This window comes from Pseudomonas sp. Pme6b (genome assembly GCF_058129925.1).
Genome location: NZ_CM176704.1, coordinates 93,416 through 112,148 on the forward strand (window position 1 = coordinate 93,416; position 18,733 = coordinate 112,148).

16 protein-coding genes, 1 tRNA gene and 2 pseudogenes are annotated in these 18,733 nt (G+C 57.5%); 7 read left to right on the forward strand and 12 right to left on the reverse strand.

Annotation, left to right across the window (positions count from 1 at the left end; genetic code table 11):
- Positions 1-38 precede the first annotated feature (38 nt).
- Positions 39-1,967, reverse strand: coding sequence for a phosphodiesterase DibA (gene dibA / locus AC4ANE_RS00425; RefSeq protein ID WP_002551398.1), 1,929 nt, complete (start codon positions 1,965-1,967; stop codon positions 39-41).
- Positions 1,968-2,122: 155 nt separating this feature from the next.
- On the opposite strand from dibA, the gene desA reads away from it, so the two are divergent.
- Positions 2,123-3,307, forward strand: coding sequence for a delta-9 fatty acid desaturase DesA (gene desA, locus AC4ANE_RS00430; RefSeq protein WP_002551399.1), 1,185 nt, complete (start codon positions 2,123-2,125; stop codon positions 3,305-3,307).
- 129 nt (positions 3,308-3,436) lie between these two features.
- Positions 3,437-4,435 carry a GGDEF domain-containing protein gene (locus AC4ANE_RS00435; RefSeq protein ID WP_002551400.1) on the forward strand — a complete coding sequence of 333 codons (999 nt, stop codon included), beginning with the start codon at positions 3,437-3,439 and terminating at the stop codon, positions 4,433-4,435.
- 262 nt (positions 4,436-4,697) lie between these two features.
- Here AC4ANE_RS00435 and AC4ANE_RS00440 read toward each other — a convergent pair.
- The 5 genes and pseudogenes from AC4ANE_RS00440 to AC4ANE_RS00460 all read right to left on the reverse strand — a co-directional run bounded on the left by AC4ANE_RS00440 (position 4,698) and on the right by AC4ANE_RS00460 (position 10,882).
- A pseudogene (locus AC4ANE_RS00440) lies at positions 4,698-6,118 on the reverse strand (HDOD domain-containing protein).
- Positions 6,119-6,274: 156 nt separating this feature from the next.
- Positions 6,275-7,555 (reverse strand): 4-aminobutyrate--2-oxoglutarate transaminase, encoded by a 1,281-nt coding sequence (gene gabT, locus AC4ANE_RS00445; RefSeq protein WP_002551402.1) that lies wholly within the window; start codon positions 7,553-7,555, stop codon positions 6,275-6,277.
- Between the two features lie 179 nt (positions 7,556-7,734).
- On the reverse strand, positions 7,735-9,159 hold the full coding sequence (gabD, locus tag AC4ANE_RS00450; protein ID WP_460408654.1) for an NADP-dependent succinate-semialdehyde dehydrogenase: 1,425 nt from the start codon (positions 9,157-9,159) through the stop codon (positions 7,735-7,737).
- 328 nt (positions 9,160-9,487) lie between these two features.
- A pseudogene (locus AC4ANE_RS00455) lies at positions 9,488-9,568 on the reverse strand (LysE family translocator); the annotation flags it as partial.
- Between the two features lie 45 nt (positions 9,569-9,613).
- A complete protein-coding gene (locus tag AC4ANE_RS00460; RefSeq protein WP_031596147.1) occupies positions 9,614-10,882 on the reverse strand; it encodes an FAD-dependent monooxygenase in 1,269 nt (422 codons plus the stop codon).
- Positions 10,883-11,038: 156 nt separating this feature from the next.
- Between AC4ANE_RS00460 and AC4ANE_RS00465 the strand changes: the two genes are divergently transcribed.
- The 3 genes from AC4ANE_RS00465 (at position 11,039) to AC4ANE_RS00475 (ending at position 13,742) form a co-directional block, all read left to right on the forward strand.
- Positions 11,039-11,115: transfer RNA gene (locus AC4ANE_RS00465), tRNA-Arg, on the forward strand.
- A gap of 105 nt (positions 11,116-11,220) precedes the next feature.
- Entirely contained in the window at positions 11,221-12,303 is a 1,083-nt protein-coding gene (locus AC4ANE_RS00470) for a site-specific integrase (RefSeq protein ID WP_223216186.1), read from the forward strand.
- Positions 12,304-12,482: 179 nt separating this feature from the next.
- A complete protein-coding gene (locus tag AC4ANE_RS00475) occupies positions 12,483-13,742 on the forward strand; it encodes an IS256-like element ISPsy17 family transposase (RefSeq protein ID WP_054082596.1) in 1,260 nt (419 codons plus the stop codon).
- A 98-nt stretch (positions 13,743-13,840) separates the two neighbouring features.
- Here the strand turns inward: AC4ANE_RS00475 and AC4ANE_RS00480 are convergent, their stop codons facing one another.
- Both AC4ANE_RS00480 and AC4ANE_RS00485 read right to left on the reverse strand, forming a co-directional pair.
- Positions 13,841-14,500 carry a hypothetical protein gene (locus AC4ANE_RS00480; protein WP_019332052.1) on the reverse strand — a complete coding sequence of 220 codons (660 nt, stop codon included), beginning with the start codon at positions 14,498-14,500 and terminating at the stop codon, positions 13,841-13,843.
- Positions 14,501-14,613: 113 nt separating this feature from the next.
- A complete protein-coding gene (locus AC4ANE_RS00485; protein ID WP_031596143.1) occupies positions 14,614-15,198 on the reverse strand; it encodes a hypothetical protein in 585 nt (194 codons plus the stop codon).
- 406 nt (positions 15,199-15,604) lie between these two features.
- On the opposite strand from AC4ANE_RS00485, the gene AC4ANE_RS00490 reads away from it, so the two are divergent.
- Both AC4ANE_RS00490 and AC4ANE_RS00495 read left to right on the forward strand, forming a co-directional pair.
- The gene (locus AC4ANE_RS00490; RefSeq protein WP_031596141.1) at positions 15,605-16,225 is read left to right on the forward strand and encodes a helix-turn-helix domain-containing protein; all 621 of its coding nucleotides are present in this window, start codon (positions 15,605-15,607) and stop codon (positions 16,223-16,225) included.
- A gap of 214 nt (positions 16,226-16,439) precedes the next feature.
- Positions 16,440-16,712, forward strand: a complete 273-nt coding sequence (locus tag AC4ANE_RS00495; protein ID WP_031596138.1) for a hypothetical protein — start codon at positions 16,440-16,442, stop codon at positions 16,710-16,712.
- An 86-nt stretch (positions 16,713-16,798) separates the two neighbouring features.
- Here AC4ANE_RS00495 and AC4ANE_RS00500 read toward each other — a convergent pair whose 3' ends face one another.
- The 4 genes from AC4ANE_RS00500 to AC4ANE_RS00515 form a co-directional block, all read right to left on the reverse strand.
- Positions 16,799-16,990: a hypothetical protein gene (locus AC4ANE_RS00500; protein WP_031596136.1), complete on the reverse strand. Its 192-nt coding sequence runs from the start codon at positions 16,988-16,990 to the stop codon at positions 16,799-16,801.
- A gap of 609 nt (positions 16,991-17,599) precedes the next feature.
- Entirely contained in the window at positions 17,600-17,908 is a 309-nt protein-coding gene (locus AC4ANE_RS00505; RefSeq protein WP_031596133.1) for a hypothetical protein, read from the reverse strand.
- Positions 17,898-18,146 carry a hypothetical protein gene (locus AC4ANE_RS00510; protein WP_122234417.1) on the reverse strand — a complete coding sequence of 83 codons (249 nt, stop codon included), beginning with the start codon at positions 18,144-18,146 and terminating at the stop codon, positions 17,898-17,900. The genes AC4ANE_RS00505 and AC4ANE_RS00510 overlap by 11 nt, the downstream gene beginning before the upstream one ends.
- A gap of 62 nt (positions 18,147-18,208) precedes the next feature.
- Positions 18,209-18,715: a P-loop nucleotide/nucleoside kinase family protein gene (locus tag AC4ANE_RS00515; RefSeq protein WP_031596130.1), complete on the reverse strand. Its 507-nt coding sequence runs from the start codon at positions 18,713-18,715 to the stop codon at positions 18,209-18,211.
- Positions 18,716-18,733 lie beyond the last annotated feature (18 nt).

Genomic DNA, 18,733 nt, shown 5'->3' on the forward strand with positions numbered 1-18,733 from the left:
ATGCGTTGCACACCCTGGCAAGCCTTGCTCTGGCGGCTTCAGCCGGGCTGCTCGAAGACCGGTGCATGCGTCCAGTCGATAGCCTGCGCGACCATTGGCCGGGCAAACCAGTAGCCCTGGCCCAACTGGCAACCGTTGCCCAGCAGGAACGCAGCCTGATTCGCATGCTCGATGCCTTCAGCCAGAACCCGCATGCCCAGGCTGCCGGCCAGCGCGATGACCGCTCTGACAATCGCGATGTCGTCATCGTCGCCCGGCAGTCCAGCCACAAAACCCTGGTCGATTTTCAGCTTCTGAACCGGCATGCGCTTGAGCCGCAACAGCGAAGAATAACCCGTACCGAAGTCATCGATGGCCAGGCTCAGGCCCAGTTCGCGTAGGCGATGCAATTGTTCGATGGCCTGTTCGGGGTCTTCCATGACCGCGCTTTCAGTCACTTCCAACTCCAGAAAGGCAGGCTCAAGCCCGGTCTCATGCAGTGCCTGTGCTACCCGACGGTCGAGATCGCCATGATTGAACAGGCGGCTGGAGACGTTTACCGCGACAAACTCGACCGGTACACCTTCCGCCAGCCAGGCCTTCATTTGCAGACAGGCGGTTTTCAAGACCCAGGCATCAATATCGGCGATCAGCCCGCTTTGCTCGGCAATCGGAATGAATTCCCCCGGCGAAACCATCCCGCGCTCGGGGTGCTGCCAGCGCACCAGCGCCTCGACACCGCGAATACGGCGGGTGACAAGGTCATGAACCGGCTGATAGAAGACCCGCAGTTGTTCCAGTTCGACGGCCTGACGCAGCTCGTAGGCCAGTTGCACGCGCTGTTGGGCGTGAGCAGTCAATTCCTCGGTGTACAGCGCATAACACTCACGACCGTCGCCCTTGGCCTTGAACAGCGCCGAGTCTGCATTGCGCAACAGTTGCTCGGCGGTCAGCGCATCGCCGGGGAACAGGCTGATGCCAATGCTGGCAGTGACAAACAGCTGATGCGCGGCAATCGCGAACGGTGCCTTGAGCGCATCGATCACCTGCTGTGCCAGCGCGGCAGCCTGAACCAGCTGCGAGCAATTCTTGATCAACAGGGCGAACTCGTCGCCGCCCGGACGTGCCAGAGTCATTTCATTGCCGGACACGCTTTTGAGCCGCTCGGCGACGGCCCTGAGCACATCGTCGCCCACGTTGTGGCCAAGGCTGTCATTGATGTTCTTGAAGTGGTCCAGGTCGATCAGCAACAGTGCGCAGCCGCGTTTGCTGGCGCGCGCCGAAGTCAGCGCCTGGCTGATGCGATCAGTCAGCAGCAGGCGATTGGGCAAATCGGTCAGCCCATCGAAGTGGATCAACTGGGCCAGCTCCTGCTCGGAGCGTTTGATAGCTGTAATGTCGGAAAACACTGCTACAAAGTGCCTGGGTTGGCCGTCATCACCCATAACGCTGCGAATGGTCTGCCATTGCGGATAGATCTCGCCGCTTTTACGCCGATTCCAGATCTCGCCGCTCCACTGGCCCTCGCTAATGATCGAGTGATACATCTGTTTGTAGAACTCCGGGCCGTGTCGGCCGGACTTGAACTTGCTGGGGTTGAGGCCCAGTACTTCTTCGGCCTGATAACCAGTGATATCGACGAAAGCGCGGTTGACGTGAACGATGTGGCCCTGCGCATCGCTGACCAGCACCCCTTCGCGAGTGCTGTCGAACACCGCTTCGGCCAGCCGCAGCCGGTCGTAATCGGCTTGCTGGCGCTGAAAAAGCGCATCGCCGCCGATCAGGCTTCTCAATCTGTCACGTGCGATGAAGATCATGACCGCGCTGAGCAACACCCAGCTGTAACCGGCCATCAGTTGCCAGAACGCCAATCGAGCAGGTTCTTTTATGAAAAAGGGCAGCAACAGGTCGCACGTCACAAACCACAAAATGGACAGCAGCCCATACAGGACGGCCGTTCGCAGCGCGCCAAGGGAGTAATCTGACATCGGAAACGAAGAACCTCAGATAAAGCCGGAATTATAAAGCAAGAAACATCCTGCGACTCTTATCTGAAAGGGTGACTGGTTTTCTGTGGGATGTCAGTGATAATGCACGCGTAACTTTTTTCTTCATGAGTATCTTTACGAGGGCCAAACAGCCTATGTGGTACAACGGTTTGCTCGACCTTTCCGTCTGGCAGGTAATAGCAGTCACGCTGGCGATGACCCATGTGACTATTGTCGGCGTCACGGTCTATCTGCACCGCTACTCAGCCCACCGCTCGCTTGAGCTCAATGCGGGGCTGAAACACTTCTTCCGTTTCTGGCTGTGGCTGACCACTGCCCAGAACACCCGCGAGTGGACAGCCATCCACCGCAAACACCACGCAAAATGCGAAACCGTCGACGACCCGCACAGCCCGGTCGTCAAAGGCCTGTCCACCGTGCTGCGCAAAGGCGCCGAGCTGTACCGCGAAGAAGCTCAGAACCAGGACACCCTGCGTATCTACGGCAAGAACTGCCCGGAAGACTGGATCGAGCGCAACCTGTATTCGCGCTACAAGCTGCTGGGTATCGCTCTGATGGCAGTCATCGACGTGGCACTGCTCGGTGCCCTCGGTATCACCGTGTGGGCCGTCCAGATGATGTGGATTCCCTTCTGGGCTGCTGGCGTGGTCAACGGTCTGGGCCATGCCGTCGGCTATCGCAACTTCGAATGCCGTGACGCAGCCACCAATCTGGTGCCGTGGGGCATCGTGATCGGCGGTGAAGAGCTGCACAACAACCACCACACCTATCCCAACTCGGCCAAGCTGTCGGTCAAGCCCTGGGAATTCGACATGGGCTGGGCGTGGATCAAACTGTTCAGTTTCCTGGGGCTGGCCAAAGTCCAGCGGGTCGCGCCCATCGCCCATCGGGTCGAAGGCAAGGGCCACATGGACATGGACACCGCCATGGCGATCCTCAACAACCGTTTCCAGATCATGGCGCAGTATCGCAAGCTGGTCATTGCGCCGCTGGTTGCCCAGGAACTGGCCAAGGCCGACGAATCGGTGCGTCATCAGTTCAGTCGCGCCAAACGGCTGCTGTCACGTGAGACCAGTCTGCTCGATGACAAGCATCATTTGCGCATCCAGACCATGCTGGAACACAGCCATGCGCTGAAAGTGATCTACGAAAAGCGTCTGGCGTTGCAGCAGATCTGGGTCAAGACCAGCACCAATGGCCATGACATGCTTTCAGCCATCAAAGAGTGGATTCACGAGGCCGAAGCCAGTGGTATTCACTCGCTGCGTGAGTTCGCCGACCAGCTGAAAACCTACTCGCTACGCCCCGCCCACGCCTGATACCGTTGATCGGCGCGCCTCCCGCAGGTGCGCCGGTCCCGGAACTTATCCCCTGCCAATCTATCTCATCAACTTTCCCGCCAAACGGGATAGGGCACGGCACTGGCCGTAACGCTTGAGATGGATCTTATGGAAAAGCAGCCTCCGACCTCCCTACCCGGCACGCCGATCACTGATATGCCCGCAGCCGCAGAAACCCTGTTAGCCCTGATGCACGCCCAGGCAGAAGTTGCCCGCTTGAGCGAGCGTGAACAACTGTTCAGCTCATTGTTGGTGAGCGTGAATGCTGTTCTGTGGGCGTTTGACTGGGAAACCCAGCACATGATTTACGTCAGCCCGGCGTACGAGCGTATCTTCGGCCGCTCGGCGGGCTTGCTGCTGGCCGATTACAGCGAGTGGCGCGACAGTATCTACCCGGATGACTTGAACTACGCCGAGCGCAGCCTCAACGAGGTGATCGAGAAAGGCTCGATCGAGGACCGCGAGTACCGAATCATCCGTGCGGACGGTGAAGTACGCTGGCTCAGCGACAAATGCTTCGTCAGCCATCGCGCCGACGCCAGCCAGCGCCTGATCGTGGTCGGCATCGCCGAAGACATCACCGACAAGAAGCACCTCGAGGATGAGCTGCAGCGCCTGGCAACCACCGACGTACTGACCCAGAGCAGCAACCGTCGGCACTTTTTCGAATGCGCCCAGCGCGAGTTCGAACTGGCTCGCCTCAACGGCACGCCGCTGGCCTTTCTGCTGCTGGATATCGATGACTTCAAGCTGGTCAACGACACCTACGGCCATCAGGAAGGCGATACCGTGCTGCAACGCATCGCTGAAAGTGGCCGCTCGGCACTGAGACGTGGTGATTTGTTCGGGCGCATCGGTGGCGAAGAGTTCGCCGCGGTATTCCCAGGCTGCGCGCCGGATATGGCCATGCAGATCGCCGAGCGCCTGCAACGCGAGATCCAGCGCCAGAACTTCCAGTCAGGCGGCACCACCTTCAGCATCACCGCCAGCCAGGGCCTGACTAATCTGGGCCCGGAAGACTCAAGCCTGGAAACCCTCTACGGCCGCGCCGACGCTGCCATGTATCAGGCCAAGCGCCAGGGCAAGAATCAGATCGTGCTGGTCTGACATGCCTTCTCGACTGTAGAAAGCACGACTGGCCCCTTCGCGAGCAAGGCGGATCGCCGCCCGGTCGCTTTTTACAGGAGTTTGCGGTGCTTTGTGGGAGCGAGCTTGCTCGCGAAGAGGGCGGGGGCTGTCGCTGGATTTTCTGCGTCAGGAATATAGCCTTCGCGAGCAAGCTCGCTCCCACGAGTGTGCACTCGGCATGACGCCCTGAGGGAGCGACTGGGCGGCGATCCGTCTTGCTCGCGAAGGCCTCAGTCAGGTTCTACTTATCGAGCGGGCCCTGAATGGCGCTGGCCGGGTCCTCGATTACAGCAGCCTCTTCGGCAGGTGGTTCAGGTGTCAGGTCCAGCAAATCAGGCTCTTCCTCCCCCTCAACCGTCTCGGCAGCCACCTCAGGTTGGTCGGCAAGGGTTTCAACAGGCTAGGGTCAGTCACGCCGGTCAGTTTCTTGCGCAAACGCTGCAAGTCACCGACGCTCAGCTTCAACAGCTTCAACAGCTTCAACAGCTTCAACAGCTTGGCGGACTTGGTCTTGATCAGCGTGTTGACACTCTCTTCCTCGCCCAGACGTGCCATCTGCCCCGCCAGGTTCATTGCCAGCACTTCGCGAGTAAAGATGCCGGTGTTGTACTGATACACCGCAGCGATCAGCTCACGCAGTTCCAGCGGCAAACGCCAGCGGGTGCGCAGAGCGGAACCGAAGGCAGCGGAATACTGCTCCAGCGATTGCTTGATCACGTCTTCATTCAACTCGCCGCCAGCCAGCAGCCATTCCTGCAAACAACCCAGCACAGCAAGATCGCCCAGCGACTGCAGCAGACCGGCGCAGAAGCAACGCTCTACATCCAGCTCCAGCATGCCGCCCAGAATGCGCGCGTAATCAGCCGTGCGCTGCGACATGGTCCAAAGCTCACTGGCCTGGGCCAGCAACGCGTCGCTGGTCAGCACGGCCATACGTTTCTTGGCCAGGCCTGATGCGATATTTGCGCCCTGCACCGGCCCGAGAATGGCCAGCGCCCCGCCCATGGTCTGCACCGGCTTGCCCAAATGTTGCGCGGCACTGTTGGCGGCGGCGATCAACACAGCAGTGATGTGCGGATCGTTGCGCAGTTCCTGCTCCAGCAAGGCAGCGTCGATGCCGTTGGCGGTCTGGCTGAGTTTTATCGCCGTCGCGACATCGACGAACAGCGGCGCGCCGTCAGCCACGTCACGACGCTTGTCGAGAAACTTGGTCAGCGTCAAACCCGGCGTCAACGCGTGCACTGCGCCTGCAACCGGGGCCTGACGTTCCAGCAGCAGGCTTTCCAGGCGCTGGCGTAGCCCTTCGGTATTCAGGGGTTTGGTCAGATAGGCAGTCGGCGCCAGTGGCAAGACCTCACGCACGCTGGCGCTGTCGTTGCGATTGCTGATCAGAATGAAAGGGATGGCGGGCTGACGACGCAGGTTGCGTACGCCACGCAACAGGCTCAACCCGTCGATCCCCGGCAGCTCGCGTGCGGCGATGATCAGGTCAGGCAGTTGTTTCTTCATCCACTCGACGGCCTGCTTGCCATCGGTACACATTTCCAGGTCGACGTCCGCTCGCACACCCAACACCAGATCGCTGAGTGTTTCGCGAACCCACGGATCAGACTCAGCAATCAATACGCGAGGTACCGCGGGCAAATCTACAGCAGTCATCATGACTCTCCGACATCGATGCGTTCACCTTAGCCAAAGCCTTCGTCCGGATATAGCAAAAAGAGCGAAATACCCTGCTCCAGACCAAAAAAAACCCGTCGAAACGGGCTTTTTTTGTCTGTTTGGTCATAAATTAATCAATTTACGACTTCACACTTTTTACGCGATTTCAGCGAAGCATTCTTCCAGAATGGCCAGCCCGCGGGTCAGCAATTCGTCTTCAGCGGTCAACGGTACCAGTACGCGCAACACGTTGCCGTAAGTACCGCAGGACAGCAGGATCAGACCCTTGTCACGCGCCTTGGCAACCACCTGCGCCACTGCTGCGGCGTTAGGCTTGTGCGAATCGCCGTCTTCGAACAGCTCGACGGCAATCATCGCGCCCAGCGCACGTACTTCGCCGATGACCGGGTACTTGGCCTGAATGCCCTTGAGCGCAGTCACCAGACGCTCGCCGACTGCCTTGCAACGGTCCAGCAGGTGCTCTTCTTCGAAGATATTCAGCACCGCCAGCGCCGCAGCGCAAGCAACCGGGCTACCGGCATAAGTGCCGCCCAGACCGCCAGGTGCGATGGCATCCATGTATTCAGCCTTGCCGCACACGCCCGCCAGCGGGAAGCCACCGGCGATGGACTTGGCGAAGGTGGTCAGGTCGGCCGCAACGCCCATCTGTTCCATCGCGAAGAACGTGCCGGTACGGCCAGCGCCGGTCTGCACTTCGTCTGCGATCAGCAGAATGCCGTGCTTGTCGCACAGCTCGCGTAGACGCAACATGAACGCCTTCGGTGCCACGTAGAAACCACCTTCGCCCTGAACGGGTTCGATGATGATCGCAGCGATGTCCTTGGGTTCGGCGTCGTTCTTGAAGATGCGCTCGATGCTGGCGATGGAATCGTCAACGCTCACGCCATGCAGCTCGCAAGGGTACAGCGCGCGGAAGATACCGCCCGGCATCAGGCCCATGCCCGCCGAGTAAGGCACAACCTTACCGGTCAGGCCCAGGGTCATCATGGTGCGACCGTGGTAAGCGCCGGTGAAGGCGATTACGCCCGCACGGCCAGTGGCAGCACGCGCGATCTTCACCGCGTTTTCAACCGCTTCGGAACCGGTGGTCACCAGCAAGGTTTTCTTGTCGAAATCACCCGGCACTTTGGCGTTGATTTTCTCGCACAGCTCGACGTAAGGCTCGTAGGCCAGCACCTGGAAGCAGGTATGGCTCAGCTTGGTCAGTTGCTCTTGCACAGCGGCGATGATCTTCGGGTGCAGGTGACCGGTATTCAGAACGGCAATGCCGCCCGCGAAGTCGATGAATTCACGACCTTCCACGTCGGTAACGGTCGCGTTCTTCGCCGAAGCTGCGAAGATCGGGTGGATCTGACCAACGCCACGCGGGACGGCAGCATGGCGGCGTTGCATCAGGGATTCGTTAGTCTTGCTCATGTATTCCTCATTCGCCGCTCATCGGTCGGCGTGGGTCAAGGATCAAGCGGACCGGATCAACTGCGGCAGCATACGATGATCGACTGCTGCAGCCTTCAGGCCACCAGGAAACTGCGGTGCAACAAAAGCCGATGACACGTCGCTCTCGCGCGCCATCGGCTGCAATACCCGAGCGTCGGTCAGACCGACAGGCAGAGGTATTTGATTTCCAGATAATCTTCGATGCCGTACTTGGAGCCTTCACGGCCCAGGCCGGACGACTTGATACCACCAAACGGCGCCAGTTCGTTGGAGATCAGGCCGGTGTTGATACCTACCATGCCATATTCCAGCGCTTCGGCAACACGGAACACACGGCTCATGTTCTGCGCATAGAAGTACGAAGCCAGACCAAACTCGGTGTCGTTGGCCATCGCAATCACTTCAGCCTCATCCTTGAAGCGGAACAGCGGGGCCAGCGGACCAAAAGTTTCTTCCCTGGCCACGGCGGCATCTTTCGACACATTGACCAGAATAGTCGGTTCGAAGAACGAGCCTTCCAGGCTGTTGCCGCCAGTCAGCACGGTTGCGCCCTTGCTCACCGCGTCAGCGATGTGTTCCTTGACCTTGGCCACGGCCTTGTCGTCGATCAACGGGCCGGTGGTGACGCCGTCTTCCAGGCCGTTACCGATTTTCAGCTTGCCGACCGCTACCTTGAGCTTCTCGGCGAACGCGTCATACACCGCGTCCTGCACATAGATACGGTTGGCGCACACGCAGGTCTGACCATTGTTGCGGTACTTGGAGATCATCGCGCCTTCGACCGCCTTGTCGAGATCGGCGTCGTCGAACACGATGAAAGGCGCGTTACCGCCCAGCTCCAGGGAAACCTTCTTGATGTCCTTGGCGCACTCGGCCATCAACTGGCGACCAATGTCGGTCGAGCCGGTGAAGGACAGTTTGCGCACAATCGGGTTACCGGTCAGCTCGGCACCGATATCGCCCGCGCTACCGGTCACCACGCTGAACACACCAGCCGGGATACCCGCACGCTCGGCCAGTTCAGCCAGGGCCAGTGCCGAGAACGGCGTTTGCGACGCAGGCTTGAGCACCATGGTGCAGCCCGCCGCCAGCGCAGGACCGGCCTTACGGGTGATCATCGCTGCCGGGAAGTTCCACGGGGTGATCGCCGCCGTCACACCAATCGGTTGCTTGAGCACGATCAGACGCTTGTCTGGCTGGTGACCGGGGATCACATCGCCATAGACGCGCTTGGCTTCTTCAGCGAACCACTCGATAAACGACGCGGCGTAGGTGATCTCGCCCTTGGCCTCGGCCAGCGGTTTACCCTGCTCCAGGGTCATCAACAGGCCCAGGTCGTCCTGGTTCTCTATCATCAGCTCGAACCAGCGGCGCAGCTTGTTGCCGCGCTCTTTGGCGGTCAGTGCACGGTCAGCCGCCTCAATTGCCCGACGCGTCTCGGCTGCGCCCATTTTTGGCACAGTGCCGAGGATTTCGTTATTGGCAGGGTTGTTGACCTTGATCGACTGACCACCGTCCGCATCCAGCCACTGGCCGTTGATGTAGGCTTGCTGGCGGAACAGTGTGGAATCTTTGAGCTGCATGTCGGCCTCCTAAACAGCATCGCCCGACAGGCGACGCAAACAATTGATATCGATGCACCCCATTTGGAAGCCATCGCCAGGAAAACATTCCATCGGGTTCGAGCGCTGCGCAACGCATGAAAGCAGGAAGACCGAACAAGAGCGTTTGAAATCTCAAACGAATCCTAGGCATTGCGGGGGCAAAGGACAATAGCCCGTTCGAAAAAAAGAACGGGCGTAGGGAGGTGTGTGGTTTTCTGATCAGCGCCGAACCTGAATGCAAGGCTGCCGCAGTGTGATCATGCGGCGCATAAAAGCCGTGAGCGACCACGGAGCAACCGGCGAAGGTCACGATCAACCTCAAGGCATTGCCGAACGACCCGATCATCGTCCTGGCCGGGCCGTGGCTGATCGAGTTCGACAGCGCCATGACCACCGCAGGGCCCGGCGCAGCTTTTAACGCACGCCTGTAGCGCTATCGATAATCCGGAAGCGTGAAGGACTGAATCGCCGGGGTCAGCGCCTTGGCAGCACGCTTGCTGATGAAGGGTGTTGCGACCAAACGCTGCACGGTGCGAAGGATCTTCACCCCCGTGCGACTGCGAGGATGAACCAGACGCGGCACAAGCTTCGGCACATTCTGCGACTTTTTCACCACAGGCCGCAGCACATATTCGTACGCAGCAAGGGCCCCTGCAATGGTGTCGGTTCTGGTGAGTTCGCCCGCCAGCACATACGCACCGATCAGCGCCAGCGAAGCACCGACCCCGCCCAGCGGCGTGACACACCAGGCCGCATCGCCCAGCAACACCACATGGCCATTCGACCAGCGATCCATCTTCACCTGGCGCAGATCATCAAACCAGAAATCCTCCGCAGCCTCCATCCCCTCCAGCAAACGAGGCACCTCCCAGCCCGCGCCTGCAAACGATTTCCGCAGAAACGCTTTCTGCTCGGCAACACTGTTACCGACCGTCAGATGGCTTCGGCCATGCACATTAAAGAAAGCACGCGTTGTACCGCGATTGTCCGGACGAACGCCCGCACTGCGACCTCCCACCGCGTTATACCAACGCGCCGTCTGGCTATCGGTCGGCGCGCGGGGCACAGTGAAGAACGCGCTGGCCAGGTCCATCCGGCGCGGCTGATTCTCGCCGGGGAACACCAGCTCCCGCGTACGCGAGCCGACACCTTCAGCAATAATCAACAGATCAAAACGCTCCTCGCCACCGCTCTCGAACGTGACCGACACGCCCTCATCATCATGCTCGACCGAGACGATACGATCACCAAAGCGATAGAACGCATCAGCAGACGACGCCTCATAAAGCAGGCGCGCAAGATCCCCGCGCAACACCTCAAGCTCAGCCGTCGGACCATCGACCTCCAGACCGGACAGATCAATTTGCGCCGCCGTGCGGTTGTCCTCATCGACCCACGCAAGCCCGGTCTCGCCGGTGTTGAGATCCTTCACCGCCTGCTCAAGCCCCATCAGGCGCAAGACCTCCCGAGCCGCGCCCCGCACATCCACATTCTGCCCGCCATCGCGAAAGGCAGGCGCCTGCTCGACAACCGTGACATCACAGTCACGCTGCGCCAGCCACCAGGCCGCGGCACACCCCGCGATACTGGCCCCGGTAATAAGAACGCGGCACGGGCTGCGCTCGATGCTTTTGAACTGATTGATAAGATGCCCTCGGTGAGAACGATCTGGCTGAGTGGTATGGGGAGCATCATGCACCACCACGTAGCCGTGCCGAAAGCGCAGGTCTGTTCCTTTGTGGGCGGTAATGGGTGTGGGCTGATGAAAGGCTGTCGCGGGGCGCGCTGGGTGATTTGTATCGCACACCGCCCGCAACTGGACGCCCCGTACCCATGTGAGTATCATGGCGCCCGCGTCGCACCAGTAGCTCAGCTGGATAGAGTACTGCCCTCCGAAGGCAGGGGTCGTGGGTTCGAATCCCGCCTGGTGCACCACCTTCTATCCCTTGTATTACAAGGGGTTAGCTCCACTGCCAGAAACCTGTCCTAGTCCTGAAAGTCGTTTTTGCCACAAATTTGCCACACTCAAGTGTGGCGGGAATGGTCGAAATGGCAACAATCAGGAATCGCGGCGAGTATCAGTGGGAAGCGCAAATTCGTCGTAAGGGCTATCCAGCCCAGCGCAAAACCTTCGAAACCAAATCCGATGCCCAAGCCTGGGCACGCATGATCGAAAGCGAAATCGACCGAGGCATCTTTGTCTCTCGCGTCGAGGCTGAACGCACTGCCTTTCATCAACTCATTGATCGCTACATCTCCGAGATCGCTCCGAGGCACAAAGGCGCTTATTCGGAAATCAAACGCTTGGAAGCACTCAAGCGTCATCCGCTCTCTACGCGCATCGTTGCCACCCTGACCTCTTCAGATTTTGCACGCTACCGTGACGAGCGCCTGAAAATCCGCAAGGGTAATACCGTGAAGCGTGAGTTGGCTTTGTTCCAATGCGTGATCGAGGTCGCTCGCCGCGAGTGGGGAATTCATCTGGCCGAGAATCCGGTCAGGATGGTCAGCCGCCCCAGCTACAACGACGAGCGCTCGCGACGGCTCGATCCAATAGAAGAGCAATACATGCTCGGCGCGTTAGAGCTTTGTGAGCGACGTGCTGATGGGACCTACGCCGATGCATCACACAATCCTTGGATACGGCCCATCGTCCAACTGGCGATTGAGACAGCCATGCGCCGTGGCGAGATCTTCGAGCTGCGTTGGAAGCATGTGAACCTGGACCGCAGAACCGCACACCTTCCTGCGACCAAGAACGGACTGCCCAGAACCGTCCCGCTTTCACCGAAGGCTATTCAGTTGCTAAAGGATTTACCGCGCTCGCTGTGCGGGCGTGTCTTCCCCACCACGGCTGATGCGCTCAAGAAGGCCTTTGTGCGAGGCCTGGAGCGTGCGAGGCTGAAATACTTGGGAGATTGCGACGTAGCGCATGTCAGGCCTCAGGAAGACTTCCTGATCAATCTGCGCTTTCACGACCTGCGGCATGAAGCGACCTGTCGGCTGGCGACAAAACTGCCGAATTTGATCGAGCTGGCGAGCGTGACCGGGCATCGGGAGGTGAACATGCTTAAGCGGTACTACAACATTACTGCGGAGGAGTTGGCGGCAAAATTGGCGTGAGCGGAGTAACGACTTTGAGTCCTAGGTCATCAGTCCTTTTAACATGCCGAGTCATTTGAAGTCCGAGTTCACGGGAGGCCAACTAAAGTCATCAGCCGTGACACAACAGACCACTACACCGGACCCGAGACTGTCAGAAATTTTGTGTTCGGGCATAACATGTAGCTAGAGGTGCATGTATGCCGACCAAAAAGAAGTCCGCCAATGCAACAGCGAGGGAGTTGCCCTCGATTCCCCAAGAGCTGATCGAGCAGTTTGTTAAAGGCCCGATGAGCGCCGAAGCCATTCAAGACGCGTCCATGGCGTTCAAGAAGGCTCTGATCGAGCGTGCGCTAGGCGCCGAGCTGGGTCACCACCTTGGTTACCCTCAGGGCGCGGAGCGCCCTGAGGAGTCGACCAATCAGCGTAATGGCAAAAGCAGCAAGACGGTTCTGACCGACGACGGGCCGCTTCGCCTGGATATCCCCAGAGACCGCGATGGTAGCTTCGCCCCGATCCTGATTCCCAAGCACGAACGACGTTTTACAGGCTTCGACGACAAGATAATTGCCATGTACGCCCGGGGCATGACGGTGCGTGAGATCCGCGCTTTTCTATCTGAGCAGTATGGAACTAACGTGTCCCATGACTTCATCAGCTCAGTCACCGATGCGGTCATGGAAGAGGTGGGCACTTGGCAGCAACGACCCTTGGAACCGATGTATCCGGTGATCTTCTTCGATGCGTTACGGGTCAAAATCCGGGACGAGGGGTTAGTGTGCAACAAGGCTATTTATCTGGCGCTGGGGGTATTACCTGATGGCACGCGCGACATTCTGGGTATATGGATCGAGAGCACCGAGGGTGCCAAGTTTTGGATGAAGGTGTTCAACGACCTCAAGACTCGTGGCGTTGAAGATGTTCTGATCGCCGTCACGGATGGCCTCAAAGGAATACCGGAGGCGTTGGGGGCGGTTTTTCCTGCCACGACGCTGCAAACCTGCATCGTGCATCTGATCCGCAACAGCTTGGACTATGCCGCTTGGGATAAACGTCGGGCACTGGCCAAAGCACTCAAGCCGATCTACCAGGCGATCAATGCAGATGTGGCTGAGCAAGAGCTTAACGCCTTTGAAGCGGGCCCCTGGGGCAAGCAGTATCCGACTGTGGTTGCTGCATGGCGTCGCGCCTGGGATCGGGTTATACCGTTTTTTGTTTTCCCGGCGGGCATCCGCAAAGTGGTTTACACGACCAATGCCATCGAGAGCATCAATGCCCAGTTACGCAAGATCATCAAGACTCGAGGGCACTTCCCGACCGATGAGGCCGCGACGAAACTGATATGGCTTGGGTTGCGCAACATCACCGCCAACTGGGGTCATGCGGCACACGACTGGAAAGTGGCAATGAATCAATTTGCGATCCTGTACGGAGACCGATTTACCAGACCGAGCTGGTAAAACAAGGGCCTGCCTGACGGCAGGCCCTAACCAGCCCGAACACAAAAAAACTGATACTCCCCCGGACCCACGAGAAAGGTCCGGTGCGCCCCCAAGGCTTACTCCATATCACTAGCCGCCATGTCCAGATAGCGTTTCACCCAAGCTCTCTCATACGCCACGCTATGGATACCGTCTAGAACCAGCCAATAAAGAAATCCTCCGGCAATACCCACCATCAGAAATATCCAACTTTTATCGGGAGTAAAAAGCGGCGTAGATTTGATGACCTCGGTGCTGAGTGCAACCATAAAAGCAATAAACGAAGCAAACCCTAGATTTTGCGCTAGCCCTGGCCTCGCGGGCTTACCAGTCAGGTCAGCGTATCTCGACAGCTCTCGGAGCTTCGCAGCGGTGTAGCCGTCACCGCGAACGGCATCTAGAAAAAACGCATAGCAGAGGATGTTTTCCTTACCCAAGGAGGACTGACGATCGATGGCATGCTCCGCGAACTCCCTTGGGTAAACCATGCGAAGCGCTTTCATTCGCGTTATGTACAAAGCAATAGCCCAAGGGCCCATCGCTAGGTAAGCGTAAGGCACTAGGGCTGGATTCTTGATACCCCACCCTGCAATTACAACGAGCAGAAGCGTTGATGCTGCTGCGGCCCACATCGGCCATAGTTTCCGAGCATTTTCCCGCTTGAAAAGCAGCTTGTTGGGTTGCCTGCGGCTTCGTTTGTAGACGTCCTTCAGGTTTGCCCAATCCTCAAGTTTCATAGCTACTTTTTCTCCTTGTTGCATGTGTGGTGACGCGGGTAGCTACCCGCACTATCGCTAATCAACGCCATCCCTAATTCCATCCGAACGGCACAGGCATACCGGTGCGACGATTACTTGTGTAGATCAATGCCTGGCAAACTAATGAATGCGCGGACTTCCGAATCTGTTCGGATGCGGGTAGCCATGACCCGATCACGCTCCTGCTGATTGCGCAGGTAGATTTCAGAGAAGTGCTCGGCGATTTGCTGGTGGTTCAAATGAGTGGGCGTCGTACGACGCTTGAGGGTGTTCACTATTTTCCGTGCGCAAAGCTGGGCAGCTTCTCGCTCATACGACCGGAAAGCCAAATCGCGGAAAACCCAGGTGCTGATCCAGCCGCTTGATAACGCCCACAGCATCAAACGCTGGTAGGTCGACCACGCCATACGTGTATGGCCGCTCAAATACCGCCGCAGAATCCGACCATCTTCTTCTTTGAATCCGTAAACACCCAACTTCGTCAGCTGCAGCTCAAGCGAAACCCGCGACATCCCAGACTTGCGCAGGATTGCTGAGAAGAGGTACTCAAGCAGATCCACAGGAGCACGAACAACAAAGTTTCTCCGGCCCGTTTCCTCATGACGTTTCAGTTCACGAAAAACAAGCTGGAAGGCTTCATCTGGGTCGACATCTGCATCGGGAATGTGTGGCTGCATGGAGCCATTCTTTGGCTAAATCGCGCATCTGTCAAAAAGGTGTCCTAGTGAATCCGCAGTCGCATGGCGAAAGCTGGAGGCACTCCATAGCAGCCGAGCGACAGTCACTATGAGCATCGATTACGAAACCATTCAAAAGATTCAGAAGCTAGCAGATGACGTCCTGATTGGCGTAGCCGAGGTCGCTGCATTGACAGGCTTCAGCGCTCTAACAGTGCGTCAGCGCAAACTGCCGGGGCTTGAGCCCGTTCCCGGCCTCTCACGCTTGCGATGGCGGCTAGGTGATCTCAGACAGTGGATGCGTACCGGGGCAATCACATCGGCTCCTCTCCTCAAGCAAGCCTCGACCCGCAGGACCACATAAAGTCGGGCGCCCTACCAAGAAGTCTAAGGTGGAGGCTCGGAAATGAGTGAACTGGAATTATCGGTTGATGCCGCGACCGGGGAAGAACCACAGGATCAATTGAAATCCAACACCTATTGGTTTCACATTTTCCAGGCCATGGTGGATCACGAACTTGCAAAGCTGGGGCCGTATGCATTTGCGGTTTACTGTGTGATCAAATCCCACTGCGATCTCAGAACGGGACTGTCGATTCCTTCAATCCCCACTATCGCTCGCAAAGCCGGGATCAGTCCGCGCCAAGCTATGCGTGAGATCAAAACGCTTGAAACCCGAGGCTACATCAGCAGGACGCGGTCCCGTAAACATAACGAATACAAGCTCACGGAAAAAATCGCAATTAGCGACTCGCAAGGCAGACCCAGAGGCCAAGCACAGTGGGAGTACCGCCCAGCCCAGATCAAAAGCACGGTTGAGGAGCTGAAACGTATGCTCTTCAACAGAGAGGCAGTCGGCCAAGCTATTCACATCGAGAACCTACAGATCATCGAGAACCAGACCAACATTGGCTTCCAGATCAGCCAAGCTGACTTGGACCATTTGGCCGAGAGCAATCCGGACATCTACACCAAGCTGCTGTCTATCCGGAACTCGATCCGGGAGCGCAAGGCGACCAAAACATGAGTTATACACAGGACCGCCAGTCACGTGACAGGGTGGCATGCATGCTCTTACTTCAGGTGACTGTGTGACATGTGTAACCTGATTTGAGGTGACACAGAGTCACCCATACAAGAATAGAAAAAACCATATCAGTTGGAACGCCATTGCTGCTCGCGGCCTGACAGAATCTAGGAACGCGGCAGGCTATGACAACGATCCGCAGGAGGTGTCAACGATGATCCAACCATCAGATGCTCATAGACTGGAAATCGCCCAAGACGTTTTGGGTTGCTTGATAGCGTTCCTCTCCGAGTCGATTTTCTACGAGCGGAAGAAAGCCCAGCCGAATGTTGAAATCATCAGCCAGTGGAAAGCAGAGCGGAATACCCTCTTCGACCTGACCCGCAGTTTGAACTGTAACGACCGGGATACCATCGAGAATGTCATCGCGACCTACGGCCCCTCTGCCAGAGCTCTGTTTGATCAGGAAGGTAGTCTGAGCAGCTAGCCCTGCGTACCGGCTACCCAAGATGCGTATCAGTTAAGGCGTTCCACTTTTACTGAGAGGCGCTCAGCCACCCTGAGATGCTGTACTCAGTCTGAATCGGGCGGCGTGGAGCGTCTGGCAGGTTTTGACTTGGGAATGAGCTCAGGTATCAGCTTGAGCTCTCCCGCATAGACCATGAGGGTTCCGCACCTGGTAAACGGCTTACCACCGTTCATCGCGTCTACAGATTTTCGGCGCAGCGCAAGCGACCACATTTTCTTCAGCCAGCTTTCACTCATAGCGCTTACTCCAGATGAGGATGACGTACCCAGATTTGCCTACCGAATGCCTCCATCAGCATCACCAGATCTACCTTTCCCTGTGCTCCCAGATGTTGTTCTCTTCTTTACCCGAGTGATCCAGGCCCAGTCACCAACGGCAACTGCGCCCACTTCACAATACCGACACCATCACAGCCAACGCCCTGCTTTGTACAGCGTCGTGTTGCGGTGTTTTCTGAAAATTACCGCGCTCACCTCGCAAAATATTTTGATGATCAATTTTGTTAGGCCGATGGCGTCTGATTCTTGTGTTTATCGAGTCATTGGATAATTCCCCTGCGCCCTTCCCTACGATGCTTTTTTTCACCAAGGACCGAGAAAATCAGCACCTACGTACAGACAATTTTTCTGACCAAAATCGTCCACAACGGCTGCAACCATTTGGTGAATAAGAACTGGGACAGGGTAGGGTTTGTACTCCCGCCATGAATGGCGTACGCACAATCGGCAACGCGGCAGTCGTTTCACTTCTTTGCTTTGCCTACCGTCCCTGCTCAGGGCAAGCCCCGAGACCCCACTGCGGCCAATGGCCGGAAAGTTTTGGTAGAACGCGCTGCCGTCGATGGCTCACAACTCGGTAGAGATGCCTGACAGCGCAAGAACCTCATGCTCCGCAAGCCCTTGCCTCCGCTGCGCCAATCCGAGGGGCGAAATAAGCGCCTCATGCTCGACGACTTGCTGTTCAAGCAACCGCCCTAAAAGCAGCAGCTCTCCCTGCGCTTCGAGTGCGCGAAGCTGCTCGGGAGAATTAAACGCCCAGCGGTCAAGAATCTGCCAGCCGCAGGCATGATACGAAGTCGATCGGCGGACAGAATCGATGGTCGTAGCCGCCAGGACGCCGGACGCGATTCTCAATGGCGTGTGGTTAATCAGCATGGGCAGATTCCCTTTGTTTTAGGCAATTGATCATTCGTGTGTTCTGCGCAATGGAAGAGGTTCTGAACCCGCCTTTGCGTCTTAGCTCTCGAATGTGAGCGAGCGAAAAACCGAGAGCGGATAGGACGGCAACATCATCAGAGGCCAGCGCTTGATTGGCCAAACGCATGGTGGCGTTAGCGAGCTTCAGTTGAGCGATATCTACCTGCCAAACACTGCCTGCGGTTACGTCGGTCATCGGGCCACTCCGAAGTAAACGTCTGCTAATCACACCTTGCAACCTCAGGCCTGAGGCTGGGGCTACGCCTTGGATAAAAACCGTTCGGTGATCATCGCCACCGCCTGCGCAGGAGACGTCAAAGCTGTGTCTATCTTAAACGGAGCGTCTTCCCACGCCTCGTACTCATGATCCAGTACTGACTGCCAGGTTGGTGGAGTCAGCCCAGGAATATCGATCTTTCTGGTTTCTACCCGACGCTGGTGTTCATGTTTATCAGAGCAGATCACTTGGACGTTCACTAATGGAGCACCAGAGCGTGTGGCGATTTCGCTCCATGCCTTTCGGCTTTCGAATACTGGGTTAACACAGTCAACTATGACCGTGCTCCCAAAACGAAGATTGCTTAGAGCAAGCTCATTGGCGACCATGTATCCGCTCCGTCCTACGTCTTGTGCAAGAGCACCGGAGTCTCGAATAGCCTGCTCAATCGTGTCGATCCGCAGATACAAGGCACTTGTTCTGGCGGCAAGGTCGCATGCAATAGTCGTTTTTCCGGTACCTGGAAGACCGCTGAAAACAATGAGCATTCTATGTCCTTAGGTTAG